This is a genomic window from Streptomyces sp. CA-251387 (assembly GCF_050936625.1).
GTDB lineage: Bacteria > Actinomycetota > Actinomycetes > Streptomycetales > Streptomycetaceae > Streptomyces.
On record NZ_JBNJMJ010000001.1, the window covers coordinates 8538356 to 8557447 of the forward strand.

A 19092-nucleotide genomic window follows, 5' to 3' on the forward strand; every position below is an offset into this window, starting at 1 on the left:
CACGGCGCTCGAAGAGGCGGTTTTCCGGCGTGCACCGCAGCCCTGCCGTGCTGATCCGGGGCGTCGGCGGAGGGCCCGGTCACAGTGCCCGCGCCGCATAGGCCCTGACGTCCGCGTCCGAATCCGCCGTCGCGGCGGACAGGGCCGCTCGGGCGTCCGCGGTGGCACGGTGCCGGGTCAGGGCCAGGACGGCGGCCTTGCGGACGTCGGCGTTGGGGTCGGCGACGGCCTTGGCGAGCGCGGGTACGGCACGGTCGGGATCGGCGGCGGACAGCGCCGCGGCGGCGCCGGCCCGCACCTGCCAGGCAGGGTCGGACAGGGCCGCCTCGGCGAGTGGGATCAGGGCGGCCGGGCAGCCCGTCGTACCCAGAGCCTCATAGGCGGCCCCCCGCACCAGGGCGTCGGGGTCGTCGACGAGCTCGGTGAGGGCCGAGTGGACGAGGCCCGAGCCCGGGCCCACGGTGGCGAGGGCCTTGGCGATCGTGACGCGGACCTCGCGGGACGGGTCGGCCGCCGCCGCGCGGGCCAACTCCGCGACGGCGTCGACGGACACGAGGGCCCGTACGGCCGAGATGCGGACGGTGATGTCGGGGTCCGTCAGTGAGGCCGCGAACAGACCGGCGTCGCCGAGCCGCAGAGCGCGCAGGACGTCCAGTGCGGCGGTACGGACGGCGGGGTCGGCCTCGGACAGGGCTGTGGCGAGGCCGTCCCGCAGGGCCGGTTCGGGGGGCAGCGTCTCGACCAGCTCGCGCAGGGAGGCAACCGCGGCGGCGCGGACGCCCGCGTCGGGGTCGGCGAGCGCCGACGCCAGGGCCGGTCCGGTTCCCGGCGGCACGGTCTCCGTCAGGACCGTCACGGCCGTACGGCGGACGGTGGGTTCGGCGTCCGCCAAGTAGGGGGCCAGGACGGAGAGTTCGGGCTCGTCCTCCGCGAGGGAGAGGAGCTCGAGCAGACGAGGCGAGCCCGGCGTGTCCGCGTCGGCGCGGGGCTGGACGGCTGCGCCGGCCACGGTGGGTTCCTGTCCCCACGCCACCGGCGCCGCCTCCCGGGCTCCCGCCGTCGCCACCTGTTCGGGGTGGACCTCGCCGAGGCTCCGGGAGGAGCCGCCGACCGGGGTGAAGCCGTCGACCGGAACCAGGTAGGGAGCGACGGGACGAGCCGTGAACTCCATCGCACCTGAAGGGGACTTGCGCAGATCGAGATGGTGGAACCAGGACGCGTCGTCGCGCCGCGGATGGTCGAGGCGGTCGTGGTAGAGGCCCCAGCGGGACTCCGTGCGGGCCAGGGAGGCGCGCGCTGCCATCTCCGCGCAGTCGCGGATGAAGGTGACCTCGGCGCAGCGCATCAGCTCGTGCGGGGTGCGGGCGCCCATGGCCGCGATGTCGTCGCGCATCCGCTCGAAGGCCTCCAGGGCCAACGACAGCCGCGCACCGGACTTCGGCGGGGCCACGTAGTCGTTCACGAAGCGGCGCAGCTTGTACTCGACCTGGGGCTGCGGCGGGCCGTCGGGGTTGCGCAGCGGACGGTAGATCAGCTCGTGTGCCTCACGCAGCTGATCGGCAGGGAGCTCTCCCTCGTACGCCGAGTACCGGCTGGCGTCCGCCCCTGCCAGGTCGCCGAAGACGAACGCGCCGATCATGTAGTTGTGCGGTACGCAGGCCAGGTCACCGGCGGCGTAGAGGCGGGGGACGGTCGTACGGGCGTGGTCGTCGACCCGTACGCCCGAGGCCGAGTGGCCGCCGCACAGGCCGATTTCCGAGATGTGCATCTCGATGTCGTGGGTGCGGTAGTCATGGCCCCGGCCGGAGTGGAAGGTGCCTCGTGTCGGGCGCTCGGTGGAGTGGAGGATCGACTCCAGGGCCGAGATCGACTCTTCCGGGAGGTGGCTCAGCTTCAGGTAGACCGGGCCCCGGTCGCTCGCGACTTCCTCCGCGAACTCCGCCATCATCTGGCCCGACCAGTAGTCGGAGTCGACGAAGCGTTCGCCGTGCCGGTTGACCTGGTAGCCGCCGAAGGGGTTGGCGACATAGGCGCAGGCCGGACCGTTGTAGTCCTTGATCAGCGGGTTGATCTGGAAGCACTCGATGCCGGTCAGCTCAGCGCCCGCGTGATACGCCATCGCATAGCCGTCGCCCGCGTTGGTGGGGTTCTCGTAGGTGCCGTAGAGGTAGCCGGAGGCGGGCAGGCCCAGGCGGCCGCAGGCGCCGGTCGCCAGGATCACGGCGCCCGCGCGGACGGTGACGAACGCGCCCGTGCGCGTGTTGAAGCCGACCGCACCCACGGCCCGCCCCTCGGTGGTGAGCACGCGCACCGGCATCACCCGGTTCTCGATGCGGATCCTCTCCCGCATCGCGCGCCGCCGCAGCTGCCGGTACAGGACCTTCTTGACGTCCTTGCCCTCCGGCATCGGCAGCACGTACGAGCCGGAGCGGTGGACCTGGCGGACCGCGTACTCGCCGTGCTCGTCCTTCTCGAACTTCACGCCGTAGGACTCCAGCCGCTGCACCATGGCGAAGCCGCGGGTGGCGGTCTGGCGGACGGTGGTCTGGTCGACGATGCCGTCGTTGGCGCGGGTGATCTCGGCGACGTAGTCGTCGGGTTCGGCGCGGCCGGGGATGACCGCGTTGTTGACGCCGTCCATGCCCATCGCGAGGGCGCCGGAGTGACGGACGTGCGCCTTCTCCAGGAGGAGGACGTCCGCGCCGTGCTCGGCGGCGGTCAGGGCCGCCATGGTGCCGGCGGTGCCGCCGCCGATGACGAGGACGTCGCAGGTCAGCTCCTCGGCGTCGGCGAGGGCGGGGATCCGGAGGGCCTCCGACGGAGGGTTGGCGCGGGTGTTCACCGTGGTGCCTTTCACGTGCCGAGCGAGGTGAGGACGTCGCGGCGAAGGGCCGCGCGGGCCGGGTCGCCGAGGGCCGTACGGTCGCGCGGGCGCGGTACGTCCCGTACGGCGAGGAGGCGGCCGGCGCCGAGCAGGGCCACGCGGTCGCCGAGGAAGAGGGCCTCGTCCACGTCGTGGGTGACGAAGACGACGGTCGCGCCCGTGCCGTGCAGCACCTGCACCAGTAGGTCCTGCATGCCGGCCCGGGTCTGGGCGTCGAGGGCGCCGAACGGCTCGTCCATCAGGACGGCGCGCGGGCGCCCGGCCAGGGCGCGGGCCAGCTGGGCGCGCTGGCGCTGCCCGCCGGAGACCCGGTGGGGCAACTGGCGGGCATGGTCGGCGAGTCCGACTCGGGCCAGCCACTCCTCGGCCTGGACGCGGCGCCCGGAGCGCGGGACGCGGCGGATGGCCAGCGGGAGTTCGACGTTGGCGCGCAGGGTGCGCCAGGGGAGGAGGGCGTCCTCCTGGAAGATCAGGGCGCGTTCGGCGGAGGGGCCGGCCAGGGGGCGCTCGTCCTGGCCGACTTCTCCGGCGAGCGGGGGCAGCAGGCCCGCCAGACTGCGCAGGAGGGTGGACTTGCCGCATCCGGAGGGGCCGACGACGGTGAGGATCTCGCCCGGCGCGACGTCCAGGTCGACGTCGGCCAGGACGGGGGCGTCGGGGCGGCCGAGCGTGGCGGCGTGGAGGGTGAGCCGGGTGCCGCGGACGGAGGACGGCGCCTTGTCCACCGTATGGAGGGCCGACTCGGGTCCCGCCGCACGGAGGGTGGACCGGGTGTCAGACGAGGTGCTCATCGCGTGCCTCCTCGGGGTCGGAGGGCCGTTCGGTGCGGACGGCGGCGGGGGCCGGCCGGGCGGGCGCGAGCGCGCGCGGTGCGGTCGCGGCCGGCCGGGTTCCGGGGACGTACGACGTGCGTGGCAGCCAGTGGGTCAGGCGGCGGCCCAGCAGCTCCACGGCCGTGGAGGTGAGCCAGCCGAGGACGCCGATCGTGAGCATCCCGACGAAGACACCGGGGTAGTTGACGATCGTGTAGTCCTGCCAGGTGCGGTAGCCCACGCCGTACTGGCCGGAGATCATCTCGGCGGAGATCACGCAGATCCACGAGACGCCGATGCCGACCGACAGGCCGCCGAAGATGCCGGGCAGCGCGCCCGGCAGCACGACCGAGCCGAGGATCCGCCACCGGCCGCCGCCCATCGTGAGCACGGCCTCCTCCCACACCGGGGTCAGCGCGCGGACGGCGTGCCGGGTGGAGACCAGGACCGGGAAGAAGGCGGCGGTGAAGGTGATGAAGACGATGCCCTGTTCGTTGGAGGGGAACAGGAGGATCGCGACGGGCACCAGGGCGATCGCCGGGATCGGGCGGACCACCTCCAGCAGCGGGCCCAGCAGGTCCTCGGCCAGCCGGGAGCGCGCCACGAGCACGCCCCCTGCCACGCCGAGCACCGCCGCCAGCAGGAAGCCGGTGACGATGCGGGTCAGGCTGTCGGTGAGGTCCGTCCAGTAGTCCGCCCCGGCGAGGCGGTCGGCGAAGGCGTGGGCCACGTCGGTGACCGTGGGGAACTGCGAGAAGCGCAGCCAGACATCGACGTCCAGGCTGGTCAGGAGCTGCCACAGGCCGAGAGCGGCGGCGAGGGCGGCCACCCGCAGGGCGTAGCGGGCGGCTCGTGGTGCGGTCCGGCTCACGTGGCACGCTCCAGGGCGTCGGCGTACGTGATGACCCGTGCCCCGTCGTGTCCGTCGGCGTACGCCTGCGCGGTCGCGGGGGCGACGAACGGCAGCAGCTTCTCGCCGTCGGCGACCCACACCGCCTTGTCGGCGAACCAGAGGGTGCCGGTGGTGGCGTCGGGGACGTAGGCGGCGCGGAACCCGTCGGGGTGGGTGGCCAGGTAACCGAGCAGCTCCGCCGGGGACTTGAAGGTCCTGGTCTCCTGGGCGCCCTTCGGCCACACCTCGCTCGCGGCGGCCGGCGGCGTGGCCGCGAGCTGCTTCTCGTACGACGCCCCGAGCGCCTTCTTCACGTACTGGTCGTCGACGAACGAGTCCACGTCCACGTCGCCGGTCAGTTTCGCCGCCTTCAGGACCGACACGTCCTGCTTCAGCGCGGAGACGAGCTGCGGCTTGACGGCCGGGTCGAAGGTGGAGATGCCGTGGGCGCCGTTGTAGAGGTAGACGACCTCGGCGGGCAGGCCGGTGGCCTCGGCGACCTTCTCGGCGGCGGCGACGGGGTGAGTGTTGAGGTAGTCGGTGGCCTGTGCCTGGGCCTTGAGGAAGGCCCCCAGCACGGCCGGCCGGTCCTCGGCGAAGTCCTCGCGGGCGGTGACCCCGTGGAAGGTGGGCAGGTTCAGCTGGGCGCCGTCGTACAGGGCCTTCGCCTTGCCCTGGTAGGTGAGCAGGCCGGGCCAGGCGACGAACTGCGAGAGCGCGTCCGCGCTGCCCGCGGTCAGGGCCGACGCGCCCACGGCGGGCTGCTGGTTGAGCTTCTCGACACCGTCGTTCGGGTCGATGCCGGCGCGTTGCAGGGCCCGTACGAGGGTGCCGTCGGCGGCGGAGCCGACGCTCGTGGAGACCTTCTTGCCCTTCAGGTCCTTCAGGGAGGCGAGCTTGGAGCCGGGGGCGGTGACGATGGTGTTGAGGCCGCCGCGGAGGTTGTAGCCGGTGACGGAGACCAGGTGGGTGGGGCGGCCGAGCTGCTTGCCGCGGGCGGCGTTGATGAGCAGCGGGAAGTCGCCCATCGACCCGATGTCGATCTTCCCGGCGGTCATCTGGGCGGTGATGGGGGCGCCGGTGGCGTAGTCCTGCCAGTCGACCTTGTAAGTGCGGCCGTCGCCGAGGGAGTTCAGCTGCTTCTCGAAGTAGCCGAGGGAGCGCAGGAGGGTGCCCGCGGTGACCGTGTTGATGGTCTTGGACTGATAGCCGACGGTGACCGTGACGGTGGAGCCGTCACCGCCGGCGGCGGCGCTGCCGCCGCAGGCGGTGAGCGGCGCGAGGAGCAGGGCGGCGGATGCGGCAAGTGCGGTGCGTTTCATGGGAGTTCAGGCCTTTCATCGGAGCAGGTAGGGCATGTTGACCGTGACGGCTCCGGTGGGACAGCGGGCCGCGCACGGGCCGCAGTACCAGCACTCGTCGACGTGCATGTACGCCTTGCCGCTGCTGGTGTCGATCGCGAGGGAGTCCAGCGGGCACATGTCCACGCAGAGCGTGCAGCCGTCGATGCACTTCGACTCGTCGATGGTCACGGGCACGTCGGCCCGCTGGGGCGCCAAAGGCATGGCTGTCTCCGGGAAGGTCGAGCTCTTGGGAGAGGAGGTGTCGGTGAGGAGGTGTCAGTGAGGAAATGTCAGAGAGCGGGTGTCAGAGGGAGCGGTGCAGCAGGCCGCTCATCGTGATGCGGTCGCCGCGGAAGCGGATGAACTCCAGGTCGACGGGGCGGCCGTCGGCGAGGTGGGTGAGGCGTTCCAGCATGAGTACGGCGGCGCCCTGCGGGGCATCCAGTACGGCGGCGGAGTGGGCGTCGGCGTTCACCGCCTCGAGGCTGATCTCGGCGTGGCCGAGCGGGCTGCCGGTGAGCGTCTCCAGGAGCCGGAAGATGTCGGTGTTCTCCAGGTCCTCACCGAGCAGGGCGGTGCCGATGTCGAGGGGGATGTAGGTGAGGTCGAGCGAGAGGGGAAGGCCGCCCAGCCGGCGCAGGCGCTCGATGTAGAGGACGTCGGCACCGGGCGGGAGGTGGAGGCGGTCGGCCACCGGGGCCGGGGCGGGGACGGGGACCGTCGTGCGGACCTCGTTGGTGACGCGCCCGTGTTCGCGCAGGGTTTCCGCGAGGCCCATCAGTCGGTCGAGTCCATGGGGGTACTTCTGGGCCACGACGACCGTGCCGACGCCGGGGAGCCGTTCCACGAGGCCTTCGGCGCGCAGCAGATCGAGGGCCTGGCGGACGGTGTTGCGGGAGGCGCGGTAGTCGGTGGCGAGGGCGGACTCGTGGGGGAGGGCGCCGGCCGGGAAGCCGCCGGTGAGGATCTGGTGGCGGAGCAGGTCGGCGAGCTGACGTGCCCGGTCCGCGCGCAGCCGGCGCCGCGCACGGTGGGCGGCGACGGTGGTCGCGCCCTGGCCGGCGTGTTCGCGGATGCGGTCGGTCGGAGACATGGCCGGAACCATACTCATCCGGTAGGGAAAGTGGTGTTGCGGAAGTGTTGCGCCACCTGACGCATCGCCGGATACCTCGCTGACCTGGGCTTTCGCCGTACGGGAAGGAAGATCTGCCAGGGTCCGCCGGCTCTGGTGGAACGGTCACGGCCGAGGGGTCCGGTGCGCCCTCGCGGGCGAAGCGCGCGAGGGCCTTGATGCCGTACGGCGGAAGTCGCCGGGAGCCGTGCGATGCGCCGAGGGTTCCCCGCGAGACCCACGGCAGGCCGCGGACATGCAGGGGGAGCGGCGCTGGAGGGCGTGGAGTGGGCGCTGTGGATCGTATGGAGGGACGCTGGAGGGAGACGATCCGTGTGGGGTCCCGGCGGAAGGGAGGAAGCCATGAAGGTCGGAGTGCTGACCGGCGGCGGCGACTGCCCCGGCCTCAACGCCGTGATCCGCAGCGTCGTCCGCAAGGGCGTCCAGGAGTACGCCTTCGAGTTCGTCGGCGTGCGGGACGGCTGGCTCGGCGCCCTGGAGGGCAAGATCGTACCGCTGGACATCAGCAGCGTGCGGGGGATCCTCCCCCGCGGCGGAACCATCCTCGGCTCCTCCCGGACCAACCCGCTCAAGCACGAGGACGGGGTGCGGCGCATTCAGGACACGCTCGCCGGGCATGGCGTGGACGCGCTGGTCGTGATCGGCGGCGAGGACACCCTCGGCGTGGCCACCGAGCTGAGCCGTCAGGGCGTGAACCTGGTCGGCGTGCCGAAGACCATCGACAACGACGTGTCCGCCACCGACAGCACCTTCGGCTTCAACACGGCCGTGGGCATCGCGACCGAGGCCATCGACCGCCTCCACACCACCGCCGAGTCGCACATGCGCACCCTGGTGGTGGAGGTGATGGGGCGGCACTCCGGGTGGATCGCGCTGCACGCCGGTGTCGCGGGCGGCGCCAACGTGATCCTCATCCCGGAGCGGCCGTTCGACATCGACCAGGTCTGTGAACTGGTGAGGAGCCGGTTCCGGATCAACTACGCGCCGATCGTCGTGGCGGCCGAAGGGGCCGTTCCGAAGGAAGGGCGGATGTTCCTCAGGGACCGCTCGCTGGACGAGTTCGGCCACGTACGGCTGTCCGGCATCGGCGAGTGGCTGGCTCAGGAGATCTCGCGGCGCACGGGCAAGGACGCCCGCACGACGGTCCTCGGCCACGTCCAGCGGGGCGGTACCCCCAGCGCCTTCGACCGGTGGTTGGCGACGCGCTTCGGGCTGCACGCCGTCGACGCGGTCAAGGACGGCGACTACGGCACGATGGTGGCCCTGCACGCCACCGATATCGTCCGCGTGCCCCTCGCCGAGGCCACGGCGCAGACCAAGAAGGTCGATCCGTCGCTGTACGACGAGTTCGAGGTGTTCTTCGGCTGAACTGCGCTGCCTGTCGGGCAGTACGACCGCTGTGGCGGCTGCTCGGCTGCCTCCCGGCCGACCGGTCAAGGAAGGCGCGGCTCATCCGGTCGGTGGTCGGGTCGGTGAGCGGTCCGCCGGTTCTTGGCCACCTGTTGATGCACGGATTCCGCCTCCGCGTACGCGAGGGCGAGGTCGGCCGGCTGGGCGACCTGCCGCTCGGCGTCGGTGATGACGGCGCGGGCCTGTTCCTCGATCGCCGCGCACCGCTCGGCATCGTCGGCGACCACGGCGGCGCAGTGGTGCAACAACCGAAGCAGGGCATGGACGACGGTCGGTTCACGAGCCCCGTAGCGCCGGACGAGCCCGCACATCACGGCGAGGTATTCCGGAAACCGCCGCCCCGGAATGATCAGGACGGCCCCGCTGTCGTCGCGGACGACGTGGTTGCCCAGGGGGCGCTGCGCGAGCGTGCAAAAGATCACGGACAGGTGATCGATGGCCTGGACCGCCGTGTACGGATCGTTGACCGCCGGAGAGAGCGCCTTGCAGGCCACGTCCACCAGCTGCCGGATGCCGAGCGCGGCGTCCTGTTCCAGGGTGCGCTCGAATCCGATACGCACTCCGGCGTCCAGCACCCGTACGAACCCCTGGGGGTCAGGCGGCGGATCGCGCGGTGGGTCGTACCAGATCCACGCCAGCGTCGTTCCGGCTACGACGTGTTCGCCGACCCGGGGCCGCAGCCGCAGACAGACCTTCTGCTCGGCCGCCGCCGACAGCAGCAGCCGCGGACGCACCACCTGCACATACCCGGAGCGCCGGGCGGCGATGGGCACGGCCCCCTCCGGCACTCCACCGACTTTCTCGCCGCCGGCGAACACCCTGTCGCGGATCACCCGCACCGTGTTGCGCTCCACCACGGTCATGATCGCGTCGACCTGGATGGAGTGCACGAGATGGTCGGCGAAGAAGACCAGCAGACCGAGGCTGACGAAGAGCAGGACGATCGCACCGCTCACCGCGAACCGGGGAAAGCTCTCCGAGCGGCTCCCTCCCGAGACGCCGACCGTGTAAAGGCCGGCCGCGCTGTAGGCGAAGGTCGCCACGAAGACGCTGAGCACGATCTGGTTGGGCCGGTCCCGCAGAAAGTTGCGCAGCAGCCGCGGCGAGAACTGGGTGGACGACAACTGCAGCGCGACCACGGTCAGGCCCAGCAGCACAGCGATGACCGTCACCATCGTCCCGGCGATCCCGATCAGCAACGTCCGGGCGTCGTCGGCGGTCCCCTGGAACGCCAGCGGCGACCCCGAGCCGGTCTCGACGAAGGACAGCAGGGTTCCGGCGACCAGTGCGCCCAGCACGGACAGCGTGGGAAGCACCCACAGCGACCCGCGAACGTACTCCGCCAGCGCATCACGTCGGATCATGTCGAACCCCAGCACGTCGATGCCTGCCCGCCCGGGCCGACACCTGGCACGTCTCCACGAACCACGCGGCCGGCGCCGACCACGGCCTGGCACGGCCCAGTATCCGATGAGTTCCTCGGCCGTCCAAGCGATGCGTGCCCGCCTGGGACGGGGGAGGGCCAGGCCGCCGCGAACGCCGCGCCGAGCCCGGCATACGTGCTGCGCACACGGCCGCGCAACGGAAAACCTGCCCCGTCCCCGGCCCACGATCACGGCCGGGCCGGCCTCGCCTGTCGGCCGCTCGCCTCCCCTTCCACGACCACCCCGAGGGCGCGCGGAGGTGCGGTTCCGGATGCCGGATCGCCCACCGGCCTGTCGACGAGGTCGGTTACTGTGCAGGGCCAAGTGGCACGAAGGGGGGCAGAGCAGGCGGAGGACAGGGCTGTGTCGGACGAGGGACGGCTCGTCGCCGGGCGCTACCGGCTGGTCGAGCGCATCGGCCGCGGCGGCATGGGCACGGTGTGGCGGGCCGAGGACGAGCTGCTCGCCCGCCAGGTCGCACTCAAACGGCTCCACACGCAGCCACATCTGTCCGACGCCGAGGTCGCCACGCTCTACGAGCGGACCCGCCGCGAGGCACGCAGCGCGGCCCGGGTCGCCCACCAACGTGGTCGTGGTCCACGACGTCGTCGAGGACGACGGCCGGCCCTGCATCGTCATGGAGTACGTCCCCGCGCTCACCCTCGGCGACGTTCTCCACGGCGGCCGGCCCCTGCCACCCGAGGAGGCCGCCCGCATAGGCCTCGGCATGATCGCCGCCGTACGGGCCGCGCACGCGGCCCGTGTCCTGCACCGCGACATCAAACCCAGCAACGTCCTGCTGGCCGACGGCGGTCGGGTCGTCCTGACCGACTTCGGCATCGCCCGGACCGCCGGGACCTCGACGCTCACCCGGACCGGGGAGATGGTCGGTTCCATCGACTACATGGCCCCGGAGCGCGTCCGCGGTCAGAATCCCGGTCCCTCCTCCGACCTGTGGTCACTGGGCGCGACGCTGTACCAGGCCGTCGAGGGACACCCGCCGTACCGCCGCGACACGGCCATGGAGACGGCGTACGCCATCGCGGTCGAGCCGCTCGAGGCGATGCGGCGGGCCGGTCCGCTGGAACCGCTCATCGAGACCCTGCTGTCGAAGAACCCCGAGGACCGGCCCACGGCCGAGCAGACGGAACGGGCTCTGCGGGCAACCTGGTCCGGCGGCTCGACGACCCTGTCCTCAGCCGCCCTCGCCCACCACGGGCCTGACGCCACACCGGACGCGGCACGGACGTCCCCGACGCCGCATACCCCGCCGACGCCGTCGGACAAGGGCGCACGGGATCGCCGCAGGGACCGGAAGCGGAGGCGGCGCGTCCTGCTGTCGACGGTGACCGTCCTGGCCGCGTCCGCTGCCGCGGCGATCCTCTACGCCACGTGGCCCGGGACCGGCAACTCGGCGTCTCCTTCCCCGTGCCGGACGGCTGGAAGCCGAAGAAGGGGCCGAGCGACGAGGTCACCTACGCCGACCCGAGCGGCCTGGCCGGCGTCACGATCGGCATGGTGGATCCGGCGGGCTCGCACCCCGTCGAACACTTCAAGGACATCGAGGCGAACACCAAGGCCAACTACCCCACGTACCGCAGGCTCCGCTTGCAGAAGACCATGTTCCGCGGAAAACCGGCCGCGGTCTGGGAGTTCACCTTCCACGACCGCGCCCGCGCCTTCCGCGCCATCGACCTCGGATACGGCACGGCGGGCGGTCGGGAGTACGACATCTATCTGTCGGCTCCGGAAGCCCTGTGGGGCACGTACCGTCCCGTCTTCGACGCCGTGCGGGACGGGTTCACCGACTGACCGAGCGGCGGACTCCCGTCCCGCCGGTCTCATAGGTCCGGCGAGCCGCTAGGATCACGGCATGGTTACGGCTCGGTCGCCCTGGCGCATCGTCAGGACCCGCTCCGCTGCGGGTCCGTTGCTGCGCGTGCTGGCCCTGGCCGTGCTCCTGTTCGGCGTCCTCGTCACACACGGCGTGCACAGCGAGAGCGTCCAGGGACACCTCTCCATCAGCGCGACCGCCCCAGCCGCACCGTCGACCGAGGGCGGTGGGCATGGGCCGGCACATCCTGGTGAGCACTGCGTAGCGGGGCAGCCCCAGCAGAGTTCTTTCCTTGCACCGCCCTGTGGTGCAACGTCGGTTCGCGCATCGACCAGTGCCGACGACGCCGCGACCATACGAGTGCCGACCACCGGTGCGCCCCACGACGGTGCGTCTCCGGCGGCTCTCAGAGCAGCCTCCGTGGTGCGGCAGGTCTAGGAGCCCGGAGTCCTCCAACCGGCCGCCGGATGTCACCGGTTCGGCCGGCACCGCGCGACGGGCGTCGTCCCCCGTGTCCATGATGGGCCGTCACGTCCGTCGAAGCCGTCCTGCCACCACCCCATGTCTGCGCCCGACTCCGTCCTCATCGGAGACATGGCAGCAGTACGGAGGACCTGTGCCGACGCATTCCCCCACGCCGACGCCCCTGTCGTGCCGACTCGGTTCGGCGATCCGCGGCGCCTTCGTGATGGCGCTCATCCTGTGCGCCGTCATGCACGGTCTGCCCGAGGAGGCGCATGCGTCGGCGCCCGTGTCCGCCGGATTCTCGGCGATGGCCACGGGTGAGGACCCGCACGGGCCTCATGTACCGCACGGGGCCGAAGACTGTGCGGCGGACGCGATGGTCCGTACCGCGGCCCAGACGAGCGAGGATCTTCCCCTCGTCGCGATGGCCGTCGTCGTCCTCATCGCCGTGTCCTTGCCGGCGGGACGACTCGTACGGCATCCATCCCGCAGACGTCGCCGCGCACGCACCGGCCGCGTGGCGCTCGTCCGAACGTCGCGGTGGCGGATCTAGACCACTCGCTCGCAGCCGACCGGCCTCGTCGGCTGCCGCGCATCCATGGCATGAGCCCGGACCCACGGTCCGCCCCGTCGCCATGGGCGCGAGATGAACCCGCAAGTGCATTCCTCTGCATTCATCGAGCGAGAGTGACAACACAGACATGCAGTCATTGACCAAGGCCACGGACGCCTCGGGCCGGTCCGCCCTGTCCGGTCTGGTGGGCAACACCCCGTTGCTGCGGGTGTCGCAGCCGCTGGCCCCGGCCGGGCGTGGTTTCTGGGCGAAGCTCGAGGGGTTCAACCCCGGCGGTATCAAGGACCGTCCGGCGCTGCACATGGTGGAGCGGGCCCGGGCCCGTGGCGACCTGCGGCCCGGCGGACGGATCATCGAGTCCACCAGTGGGACCCTGGGTCTGGGGCTGGCCCTGGCCGGAATGGTGTACGGCCATCCGGTCACCCTGGTCACCGATCCGGGCCTGGAGCTGTCCATGACCCGGCTGCTCACGGCGTACGGCGCCCAGGTCAACGTCGTCTCGGAGCCGCATCCCACGGGCGGCTGGCAGCAGGCCCGGCGCGACCGCGTGCAGCGGCTGCTGGAGCAGTGCCCCGACTCCTGGTGCCCGGACCAGTACAACAACCCCGACAACGTCGCCGCCTACACCCCGCTGGCCCTCGAACTGGCCGCCGAGATGGGCCACATCGACGTCCTGGTGTGCAGCGTCGGCACCGGCGGCCACTCCGCGGGCGTCTCCCGCGTCCTGCGCCAGCTCTACCCGGAGTTGACCGTGGTCGGCGTGGACACGACCGGTTCGACGATCTTCGGCCAGCCCGCCCGACCCCGTCTGATGCGCGGCCTCGGCTCCAGCATCCACCCCCGCAACGTCGCCTACGAGAACTTCTCCGAGGTGCACTGGGTCGCCCCGCACGAGGCGGTGTGGACGTGCCGCCGGCTGGCCGCCTCCCACTACGCCACCGGCGGCTGGAGCGTCGGTGCGGTCGCGCTGGTGGCCGGCTGGCTGGCCCGGACGATGCCGGCGGACGCACGGATCGTCGCCGTCTTCCCCGATGGCCCGCAGCGCTACCTGGGGACGGTCTACGACGACGACTACTGCGCCGCCCACGGCCTGCTGGACGCCCCACCGGCGCCCGAACCCGAGCTGATCGGCCGCCCGGACGAGAAGGAGGTCACCCGCTGGAGCCGGTGCACCACCGTGGTCGACCCCCTCACCGCGGAGGAGGGCCGGTGAAGGGGCTGCTCCCGCAGGTGCGGTCGTACGAACGCAGCGTCCAGCTGCTGATGGTGAACCAGTTCACCATCAACCTCGGCTTCTACATGCTGATGCCCTACCTGGCCGCCCACCTCTCCGGCACCCTCGGCCTGGCCGGCTGGATCGTCGGACTCGTCCTCGGCGTACGGAACTTCAGCCAGCAGGGCATGTTCCTGGTCGGCGGCACGCTCGCCGACCGGATCGGCTACAAGCCGATGATCGTCGCCGGGTGTGTGCTGCGCACCCTCGGTTTCGCGACGCTCGGGCTGGTGGACTCGCTGCCCGCCCTGCTGGCCGCGTCCGCGGCCACCGGACTGGCCGGAGCGCTGTTCAACCCGGCCGTACGGGCGTACCTCGCGGCCGACGCGGGGGAGCGCAGGGTCGAGGCGTTCGCCCTGTTCAACGTCTTCTACCAGGCCGGGATCCTGCTGGGTCCGCTGGTGGGCATGGTGCTGACCGGGGTGGACTTCCGCGTCACCTGCCTGGTGGCGGCCGGGATCTTCGCCCTGCTGAGCGTCGTACAGATCCGCGCGCTGCCCGCCCGGCGGGCCGAGGAGACCGACCGGAAGGAGAGCGACCGCGGTCAGGGCGTGCTCGCCCAGTGGCGCGGCATCCTCGCCAACCGGCCGTTCCTGTTCTTCTCCCTCGCCATGATCGGCTCGTACGTCCTGTCCTTCCAGGTCTATCTGGCGCTGCCGCTCCAGGTGCGCCGGCTCGGCGGCGACGGGGAGTTCGGCACGGCGGCGGTGGCGGTGCTGTTCGCCGTGTCCGGGCTGAGCACGATCCTGGGGCAGACGCGGGTGACGGCGTGGTGCAAGACGCGGTACGCGCCCGGGCAGGCGCTCGTGCGGGGGCTGACGGCGATGGGCCTGGCCTTCGTGCCCCTGCTGGTGGCCACCGCCGTGCCCGTACCGGAGTCCGGGATCGGGGTGTGGCTGCTCGCGGCGGTTCCGCCGACGCTCGCCGCGCTGCTGCTGGCCGTCGGCACGATGATCGCGTACCCCTTCGAGATGGACACCATCGTCCGCCTCTCCGGTGACCGCCTCGTCGCCACCCACTACGGGCTGTACAACACGATCTGCGGTATCGGCATCACCGTCGGGAACCTGGGCACGGGCGCCGCGCTCGACGCCGCCCGCGCGGCCGGGATGCCCGCCCTGCCGTGGATCACACTGTGCGCGCTGGGCCTGGCGTGCGCGGCGGCCCTGTACGGCCTGCACCGCACCGGCCGGCTGACGGCACCGCCCGCTTCCGGGCCGCTGCCCGCCACCGTCTGACCCACCGGCCGTCCGGAAACAAGGGGCGGGCACCGCACGGTGCCCGCCTCTGCCGTGCTCGGTCCGTCGCCGCTATGTGCCTTGTGGGCCGTAGTGGGCCAGGAACATGTCGACGCCGCTGGTGATGAGACGGTCCGTCAGGTCCTCGTCGATGTGCGTGCCGTAGGAGCTGAACACCAGGTGGGGGAAGACCAGCAGCCCGTAGAACTGGATGATCGCCACCTGCAGGTCGGGGATCTGCAGTCGCCCTTGCCCGGCGAGCGCGCGAAGGGCGGCGGCGACCGCCGGGTGGTGGTTCTCCGTGCCGCGGTGCCGCCAGGCCTCGCCCAGTTCGGGGAAGCGGTGGATTTCGGCGGCGACGAGGTTGCGCAGGGCCGTGACCTCGTGGTTGGTCCGGACGGCGTGCACCCAGGTGCGGGCCGCGTCGACGAGTGCGGCCCGCAGGTCCTCGGCATAGGCCAGGCCTTCCAGCGCGGCCGACGACTCCCCGGCGAGCGGCTCGTCGAGCGCGCTCGTGATGACCGCCGTGAAGAGGGCTTCCTTGCTGCCGAAGTGGTTGTAGACGGTCACCTTCGACACGCCTGCCTCGGCGGCGATGGCGTCCATTCCCACGCCGAAGCCCTCCCGCAGGAACAACACGCGGGCGGCCCGCACGATGGCCTGCCGCTTGAGCTCCGCGCGGGGCCCGCTCGGCGGCCTTTTGACGCTGTCCACGCTCATGGAACGACCCTAGCACCCACCTGAACTGTACGGTTGAGTTCACATGAACTGAACAGTATGGTTCAGTTGCGATGTGCCACCACACCCCATGCTTGTGAAGGGACTCGTCATGACCCACTCCGCAGCCGGTGCGCCGCACATGGCCGAACACGACCCCCACCCGCCCGCCGACCCGCGCCGCTGGGCCGCCCTCGCGCTGATCTGCCTCGCCCAGTTCATGCTGATCCTCGACGTCACCGTCGTGAACGTCGCCCTGCCCGACATGGCGGCCGACCTCGACCTCGGCCGGCAGACGCTGACCTGGGTGGTCACCGCCTACACCCTCTGCTTCGGCGGACTGATGCTGCTCGGCGGCCGACTGGCCGACGCCCTCGGTGCCCGCCGCACCCTGCTCGCCGGACTCGCGCTCTTCACCACCGCCTCACTGGTCACCGGGCTGGCCCAGAACGCCCCTACGCTGCTCGGCGGCCGGATCGGCCAGGGCGTCGGCGCGGCCCTGCTGTCCCCGGCCGCACTGTCCCTCGTCACCACCACCTTCCACGGCACCGAACGCAACAAGGCGCTCGGCGTCTGGGCGGCCATCGGCGGCACCGGCTCAGCGGCAGGCGTGCTCCTCGGAGGCGCCCTGACCGACGGACCGGGCTGGCAGTGGGTCTTCTACGTCAACGTGCCGGTCGGGCTGCTTCTGCTGGCCGCCCTGCCCGCCCTCGTCCCGGCCCGCACTCCGCGGCCCGCACGGCTCGACGTCCCCGGCGCCCTGCTCGTCACCGCGGGCACCGCGGCCCTGATCTACGGCCTGGTCAAGGCGGGGGACACCGGCTGGGCGGACACCTCGACCCTGCTGCCGCTCTTCGGTGCGGCGGCGGCGTACGCGGCCTTCGCGGCGGTCGAACGAGCAGCCCGCGCCCCGTTGATGGACCTGCGGATGTTCACCCGGCGGCCGGTGCTCGCCGGCGCCTTCCTGATGCTGGTCGCCACGGCCCTGCTGATCGCGTACTTCTTCCTCGGCTCCGTCTATCTTCAGCACATCCGCGGCTTCAGCCCGCTGTGGACCGGAGCGCTCTTCCTGCCCGTCGCCGTGGCCACCGGCATCGGCGCCCATCTGGGCTCCCGCCTCGTCGGCCGGATCGGAAGCCGTCCCACGGCCGTCACCGGCATGGCCGTCGCGGCCGCCGGCACCGTCCCGCTGACGTGGCTCTCGGAGAGCGGCAGCGTGTACGCCGGGCTCCTGCCGGGCTTCGTGATCGCCTCCCTCGGCCTCGGCGCGGTCTTCGTCACCGCCACGACCACCGCTCTGGCCATGGTGGAGCACCGGGAGGCGGGGCTCGCCTCCGGAGTCGTCAACACCTTTCACGAGGTGGGTGGTTCGATCGGCGTCGCCGTCGTCTCCACCGTCGCCGCCTCCGGCTTCGAGCGAGGCTCGGCGGGCGGCTTCGCCGACGCGTTCACGGTCTGCGCCGTGGCGGCCGCTGCCGGGACCGTCGTCGCCCTGGCCCTCGTACCGCGGGGCAAACCGCAGTCGACCGGCGGCCCGCACGTGCACTGAACGGGACATGCACCGAACGGGCTGACCGCCGACCCGTGACCACTGCCGGTCCTCTGCCGGGCGTCAGTTCCGCGGAGGGCGCATGCCGGCCAGGGTGACCGTGACGAGGCGCCGTACGGCGGCCTTGGACGGCAGGGTTCGGGCCGCGGCGAGGGCGCTGAGGCAGTAGCGCGTAAGTTCGGCGGGCGGGATGTCGTCCCTGACGTCGCCGCCCTTCGCGGCCTCGGTCACCAGGTCCTGGACCATGTGGTGAAGGTGCTGATGCGCGTGGGCAAGGTGGTCGCCGTCGTCCCGGTGCAGGAACGCCCCCAGGTCCGTGTCGTGGTGGCCGTGGGATGCGTGGGTGATGGCGGCGTACGCCTCCAGCACCGCTTCGAGACGTGCCCGCGGCCCGTCGGCGCTGTCCCGGACACCCGTCAGTCGGGCCAGGTGACCGGCGATCTCGCGCGCGTGCCAGGCGCGCAGGATCGCTTCGACGTCCGGGAAGTACTTGTACAGCGTGGCCCGCCCGATACCGACCTTCTCCGCGATCTGAGACATCGTCACCGACAGCGGGCCGTTCTCGGCCGCCAGGGCGGCCGTGCTGTCCAGGATGGCGTCGCGCACCTCGCGGCGGTGCGCCTCGATCGTCTCGTTCCACAGCTTCGGCACGTGGTAAGCGTACGTGATGCCCATGGTGAGACGTTGTGGCTTGACGGCGACAATATGTATCGATAAATCTGGAGTCTCTTGAACGAGGCGCTGTTGAACGACACGCCGCTGAACGGCACGCCGCCCATGTCCGGGCGAGACAGGAGAACCCCTCATGGCCGATCCGCCCCAGGGAATGCCGCGATGGGTGAAGGGGGCCGGGCTCGTCGCGCTGGCCGTGGTCCTGCTCGGCGTGGTCATGCTGCTGGCCACGGGGCATCACGGTCCGGGCCGCCACCTCGGGGGACAGGAGCCGCTCGCCACCGCACCCGCCGGGCCGGCCGCGGGGGGCAGCGGATGACCATGCCGCCCCGTCTGCGCAAGTCGGCCCTGATCGCCCATGTCACGTTCTCGGTGGGCTGGCTCGGTGCGGTCTTCGCCTTTCTCGTCCTGGCGCTGATCGGCCTGACCAGCCGGCATCCGGCGACGGTACGGGGTGTCTACCTCGTCATGGAGCCGGCCGCCTGGTACACCCTCGTCCCCTTGGCCCTCGCCGCGCTGCTCACCGGCATCGTCCAGTCCCTGGGGACGCCCTGGGGCCTCTTGCGGCACTACTGGGTCGTGTTCAAGCTCCTGATCAACGTGGCCGCCACTGTCGTACTGCTCATCTACATGGGGACGTTCAGATCCATGGCGCACCTGGCAGCCGACCCGGAGGCCGAGCTGTCCTCGGTGCGCAACTTCTCGCCCGTGCTGCACTCGGTGCTCACGCTGGGCGTGCTGCTGCTCGCGATGGTCCTCGCCGTGTACAAGCCGCGGGGTGTCACTCCGTTCGGGCAGGGGAAGTGGCGGTCGCGGCGCGAGATCCGCGGCGCGCCGGGTGCGGTGTCCCAGCCTCAGACGTGAGGCACCCGA

The 19092-nt window shown here is 71.8% G+C and carries 16 protein-coding genes and 1 pseudogene; 8 read left to right on the forward strand and 9 right to left on the reverse strand.

Annotation, left to right across the window (positions count from 1 at the left end):
• Positions 1–79: 79 nt before the first annotated feature.
• The 6 genes from ACQEV2_RS37955 to ACQEV2_RS37980 all read right to left on the reverse strand — a co-directional run bounded on the left by ACQEV2_RS37955 (position 80) and on the right by ACQEV2_RS37980 (position 7024).
• Positions 80–2857 carry a fumarate reductase/succinate dehydrogenase flavoprotein subunit gene (locus ACQEV2_RS37955; protein ID WP_433052353.1) on the reverse strand — a complete coding sequence of 926 codons (2778 nt, stop codon included), beginning with the start codon at positions 2855–2857 and terminating at the stop codon, positions 80–82.
• A complete protein-coding gene (locus ACQEV2_RS37960; RefSeq protein WP_433052356.1) occupies positions 2854–3675 on the reverse strand; it encodes an ABC transporter ATP-binding protein in 822 nt (273 codons plus the stop codon). The genes ACQEV2_RS37955 and ACQEV2_RS37960 overlap by 4 nt, the downstream gene beginning before the upstream one ends.
• A complete protein-coding gene (locus ACQEV2_RS37965) occupies positions 3659–4567 on the reverse strand; it encodes an ABC transporter permease (protein WP_433052359.1) in 909 nt (302 codons plus the stop codon). The genes ACQEV2_RS37960 and ACQEV2_RS37965 overlap by 17 nt, the downstream gene beginning before the upstream one ends.
• Entirely contained in the window at positions 4564–5910 is a 1347-nt protein-coding gene (locus tag ACQEV2_RS37970) for an ABC transporter substrate-binding protein (RefSeq protein WP_433052362.1), read from the reverse strand. Before ACQEV2_RS37970 ends, ACQEV2_RS37965 begins: the two co-directional genes overlap by 4 nt.
• 15 nt (positions 5911–5925) lie before the next feature.
• Positions 5926–6153, reverse strand: a complete 228-nt coding sequence (locus ACQEV2_RS37975) for a 4Fe-4S dicluster domain-containing protein (RefSeq protein ID WP_018568287.1) — start codon at positions 6151–6153, stop codon at positions 5926–5928.
• Between the two features lie 82 nt (positions 6154–6235).
• Positions 6236–7024 (reverse strand): GntR family transcriptional regulator, encoded by a 789-nt coding sequence (locus tag ACQEV2_RS37980; protein ID WP_433052366.1) that lies wholly within the window; start codon positions 7022–7024, stop codon positions 6236–6238.
• A 381-nt stretch (positions 7025–7405) separates the two neighbouring features.
• Here ACQEV2_RS37980 and ACQEV2_RS37985 point away from each other — a divergent pair, with 381 nt between their 5' ends.
• Positions 7406–8431, forward strand: a complete 1026-nt coding sequence (locus ACQEV2_RS37985) for a 6-phosphofructokinase (RefSeq protein ID WP_433052369.1) — start codon at positions 7406–7408, stop codon at positions 8429–8431.
• Between the two features lie 65 nt (positions 8432–8496).
• Here the strand turns inward: ACQEV2_RS37985 and ACQEV2_RS37990 are convergent, their stop codons facing one another.
• Entirely contained in the window at positions 8497–9837 is a 1341-nt protein-coding gene (locus tag ACQEV2_RS37990; RefSeq protein ID WP_433052372.1) for a DUF2254 domain-containing protein, read from the reverse strand.
• Between the two features lie 423 nt (positions 9838–10260).
• Between ACQEV2_RS37990 and ACQEV2_RS37995 the strand changes: the two are divergent.
• The 4 genes and pseudogenes from ACQEV2_RS37995 to ACQEV2_RS38010 all read left to right on the forward strand — a co-directional run bounded on the left by ACQEV2_RS37995 (position 10261) and on the right by ACQEV2_RS38010 (position 15281).
• Positions 10261–11709: pseudogene (locus tag ACQEV2_RS37995) on the forward strand (serine/threonine-protein kinase).
• Between the two features lie 638 nt (positions 11710–12347).
• On the forward strand, positions 12348–12749 hold the full coding sequence (locus ACQEV2_RS38000) for a hypothetical protein (protein WP_433052374.1): 402 nt from the start codon (positions 12348–12350) through the stop codon (positions 12747–12749).
• Between the two features lie 148 nt (positions 12750–12897).
• Complete coding sequence (locus tag ACQEV2_RS38005) at positions 12898–13983, forward strand: PLP-dependent cysteine synthase family protein (RefSeq protein WP_433052377.1); 1086 nt, start codon at positions 12898–12900, stop codon at positions 13981–13983.
• Positions 13980–15281, forward strand: a complete 1302-nt coding sequence (locus ACQEV2_RS38010) for an MFS transporter (RefSeq protein ID WP_433052380.1) — start codon at positions 13980–13982, stop codon at positions 15279–15281. Before ACQEV2_RS38005 ends, ACQEV2_RS38010 begins: the two co-directional genes overlap by 4 nt.
• A 72-nt stretch (positions 15282–15353) precedes the next feature.
• Here the strand turns inward: ACQEV2_RS38010 and ACQEV2_RS38015 are convergent, their stop codons facing one another.
• Positions 15354–16001, reverse strand: coding sequence for a TetR/AcrR family transcriptional regulator (locus ACQEV2_RS38015; protein ID WP_433052383.1), 648 nt, complete (start codon positions 15999–16001; stop codon positions 15354–15356).
• Between the two features lie 109 nt (positions 16002–16110).
• Between ACQEV2_RS38015 and ACQEV2_RS38020 the strand changes: the two genes are divergently transcribed.
• Positions 16111–17547, forward strand: a complete 1437-nt coding sequence (locus ACQEV2_RS38020) for an MFS transporter (protein ID WP_433052385.1) — start codon at positions 16111–16113, stop codon at positions 17545–17547.
• 63 nt (positions 17548–17610) lie between these two features.
• Here the strand turns inward: ACQEV2_RS38020 and ACQEV2_RS38025 are convergent, their stop codons facing one another.
• A complete protein-coding gene (locus ACQEV2_RS38025; RefSeq protein ID WP_433052386.1) occupies positions 17611–18222 on the reverse strand; it encodes a TetR/AcrR family transcriptional regulator in 612 nt (203 codons plus the stop codon).
• A 130-nt stretch (positions 18223–18352) separates the two neighbouring features.
• On the opposite strand from ACQEV2_RS38025, the gene ACQEV2_RS38030 reads away from it, so the two are divergent.
• Both ACQEV2_RS38030 and ACQEV2_RS38035 read left to right on the forward strand, forming a co-directional pair.
• The gene (locus tag ACQEV2_RS38030; RefSeq protein ID WP_433052389.1) at positions 18353–18538 is read left to right on the forward strand and encodes a hypothetical protein; all 186 of its coding nucleotides are present in this window, start codon (positions 18353–18355) and stop codon (positions 18536–18538) included.
• Positions 18535–19083, forward strand: coding sequence for a hypothetical protein (locus ACQEV2_RS38035; protein WP_433052392.1), 549 nt, complete (start codon positions 18535–18537; stop codon positions 19081–19083). The genes ACQEV2_RS38030 and ACQEV2_RS38035 overlap by 4 nt, the downstream gene beginning before the upstream one ends.
• Positions 19084–19092 lie beyond the last annotated feature (9 nt).

Coding starts and splice junctions, on each gene's coding strand:
- ACQEV2_RS37960 (WP_433052356.1), bottom strand. CDS start 3,675: ATGAGCACCTCGTCTGACACCCGGTCCACCCTCCGTGCGGCGGGACCC.
- ACQEV2_RS37970 (WP_433052362.1), bottom strand. CDS start 5,910: ATGAAACGCACCGCACTTGCCGCATCCGCCGCCCTGCTCCTCGCGCCG.
- ACQEV2_RS37975 (WP_018568287.1), bottom strand. CDS start 6,153: ATGCCTTTGGCGCCCCAGCGGGCCGACGTGCCCGTGACCATCGACGAG.
- ACQEV2_RS37980 (WP_433052366.1), bottom strand. CDS start 7,024: ATGTCTCCGACCGACCGCATCCGCGAACACGCCGGCCAGGGCGCGACC.
- ACQEV2_RS37985 (WP_433052369.1), top strand. CDS start 7,406: ATGAAGGTCGGAGTGCTGACCGGCGGCGGCGACTGCCCCGGCCTCAAC.
- ACQEV2_RS37990 (WP_433052372.1), bottom strand. CDS start 9,837: ATGATCCGACGTGATGCGCTGGCGGAGTACGTTCGCGGGTCGCTGTGG.
- ACQEV2_RS38005 (WP_433052377.1), top strand. CDS start 12,898: ATGCAGTCATTGACCAAGGCCACGGACGCCTCGGGCCGGTCCGCCCTG.
- ACQEV2_RS38015 (WP_433052383.1), bottom strand. CDS start 16,001: ATGAGCGTGGACAGCGTCAAAAGGCCGCCGAGCGGGCCCCGCGCGGAG.
- ACQEV2_RS38020 (WP_433052385.1), top strand. CDS start 16,111: ATGACCCACTCCGCAGCCGGTGCGCCGCACATGGCCGAACACGACCCC.
- ACQEV2_RS38025 (WP_433052386.1), bottom strand. CDS start 18,222: ATGGGCATCACGTACGCTTACCACGTGCCGAAGCTGTGGAACGAGACG.
- ACQEV2_RS38030 (WP_433052389.1), top strand. CDS start 18,353: ATGGCCGATCCGCCCCAGGGAATGCCGCGATGGGTGAAGGGGGCCGGG.
- ACQEV2_RS38035 (WP_433052392.1), top strand. CDS start 18,535: ATGACCATGCCGCCCCGTCTGCGCAAGTCGGCCCTGATCGCCCATGTC.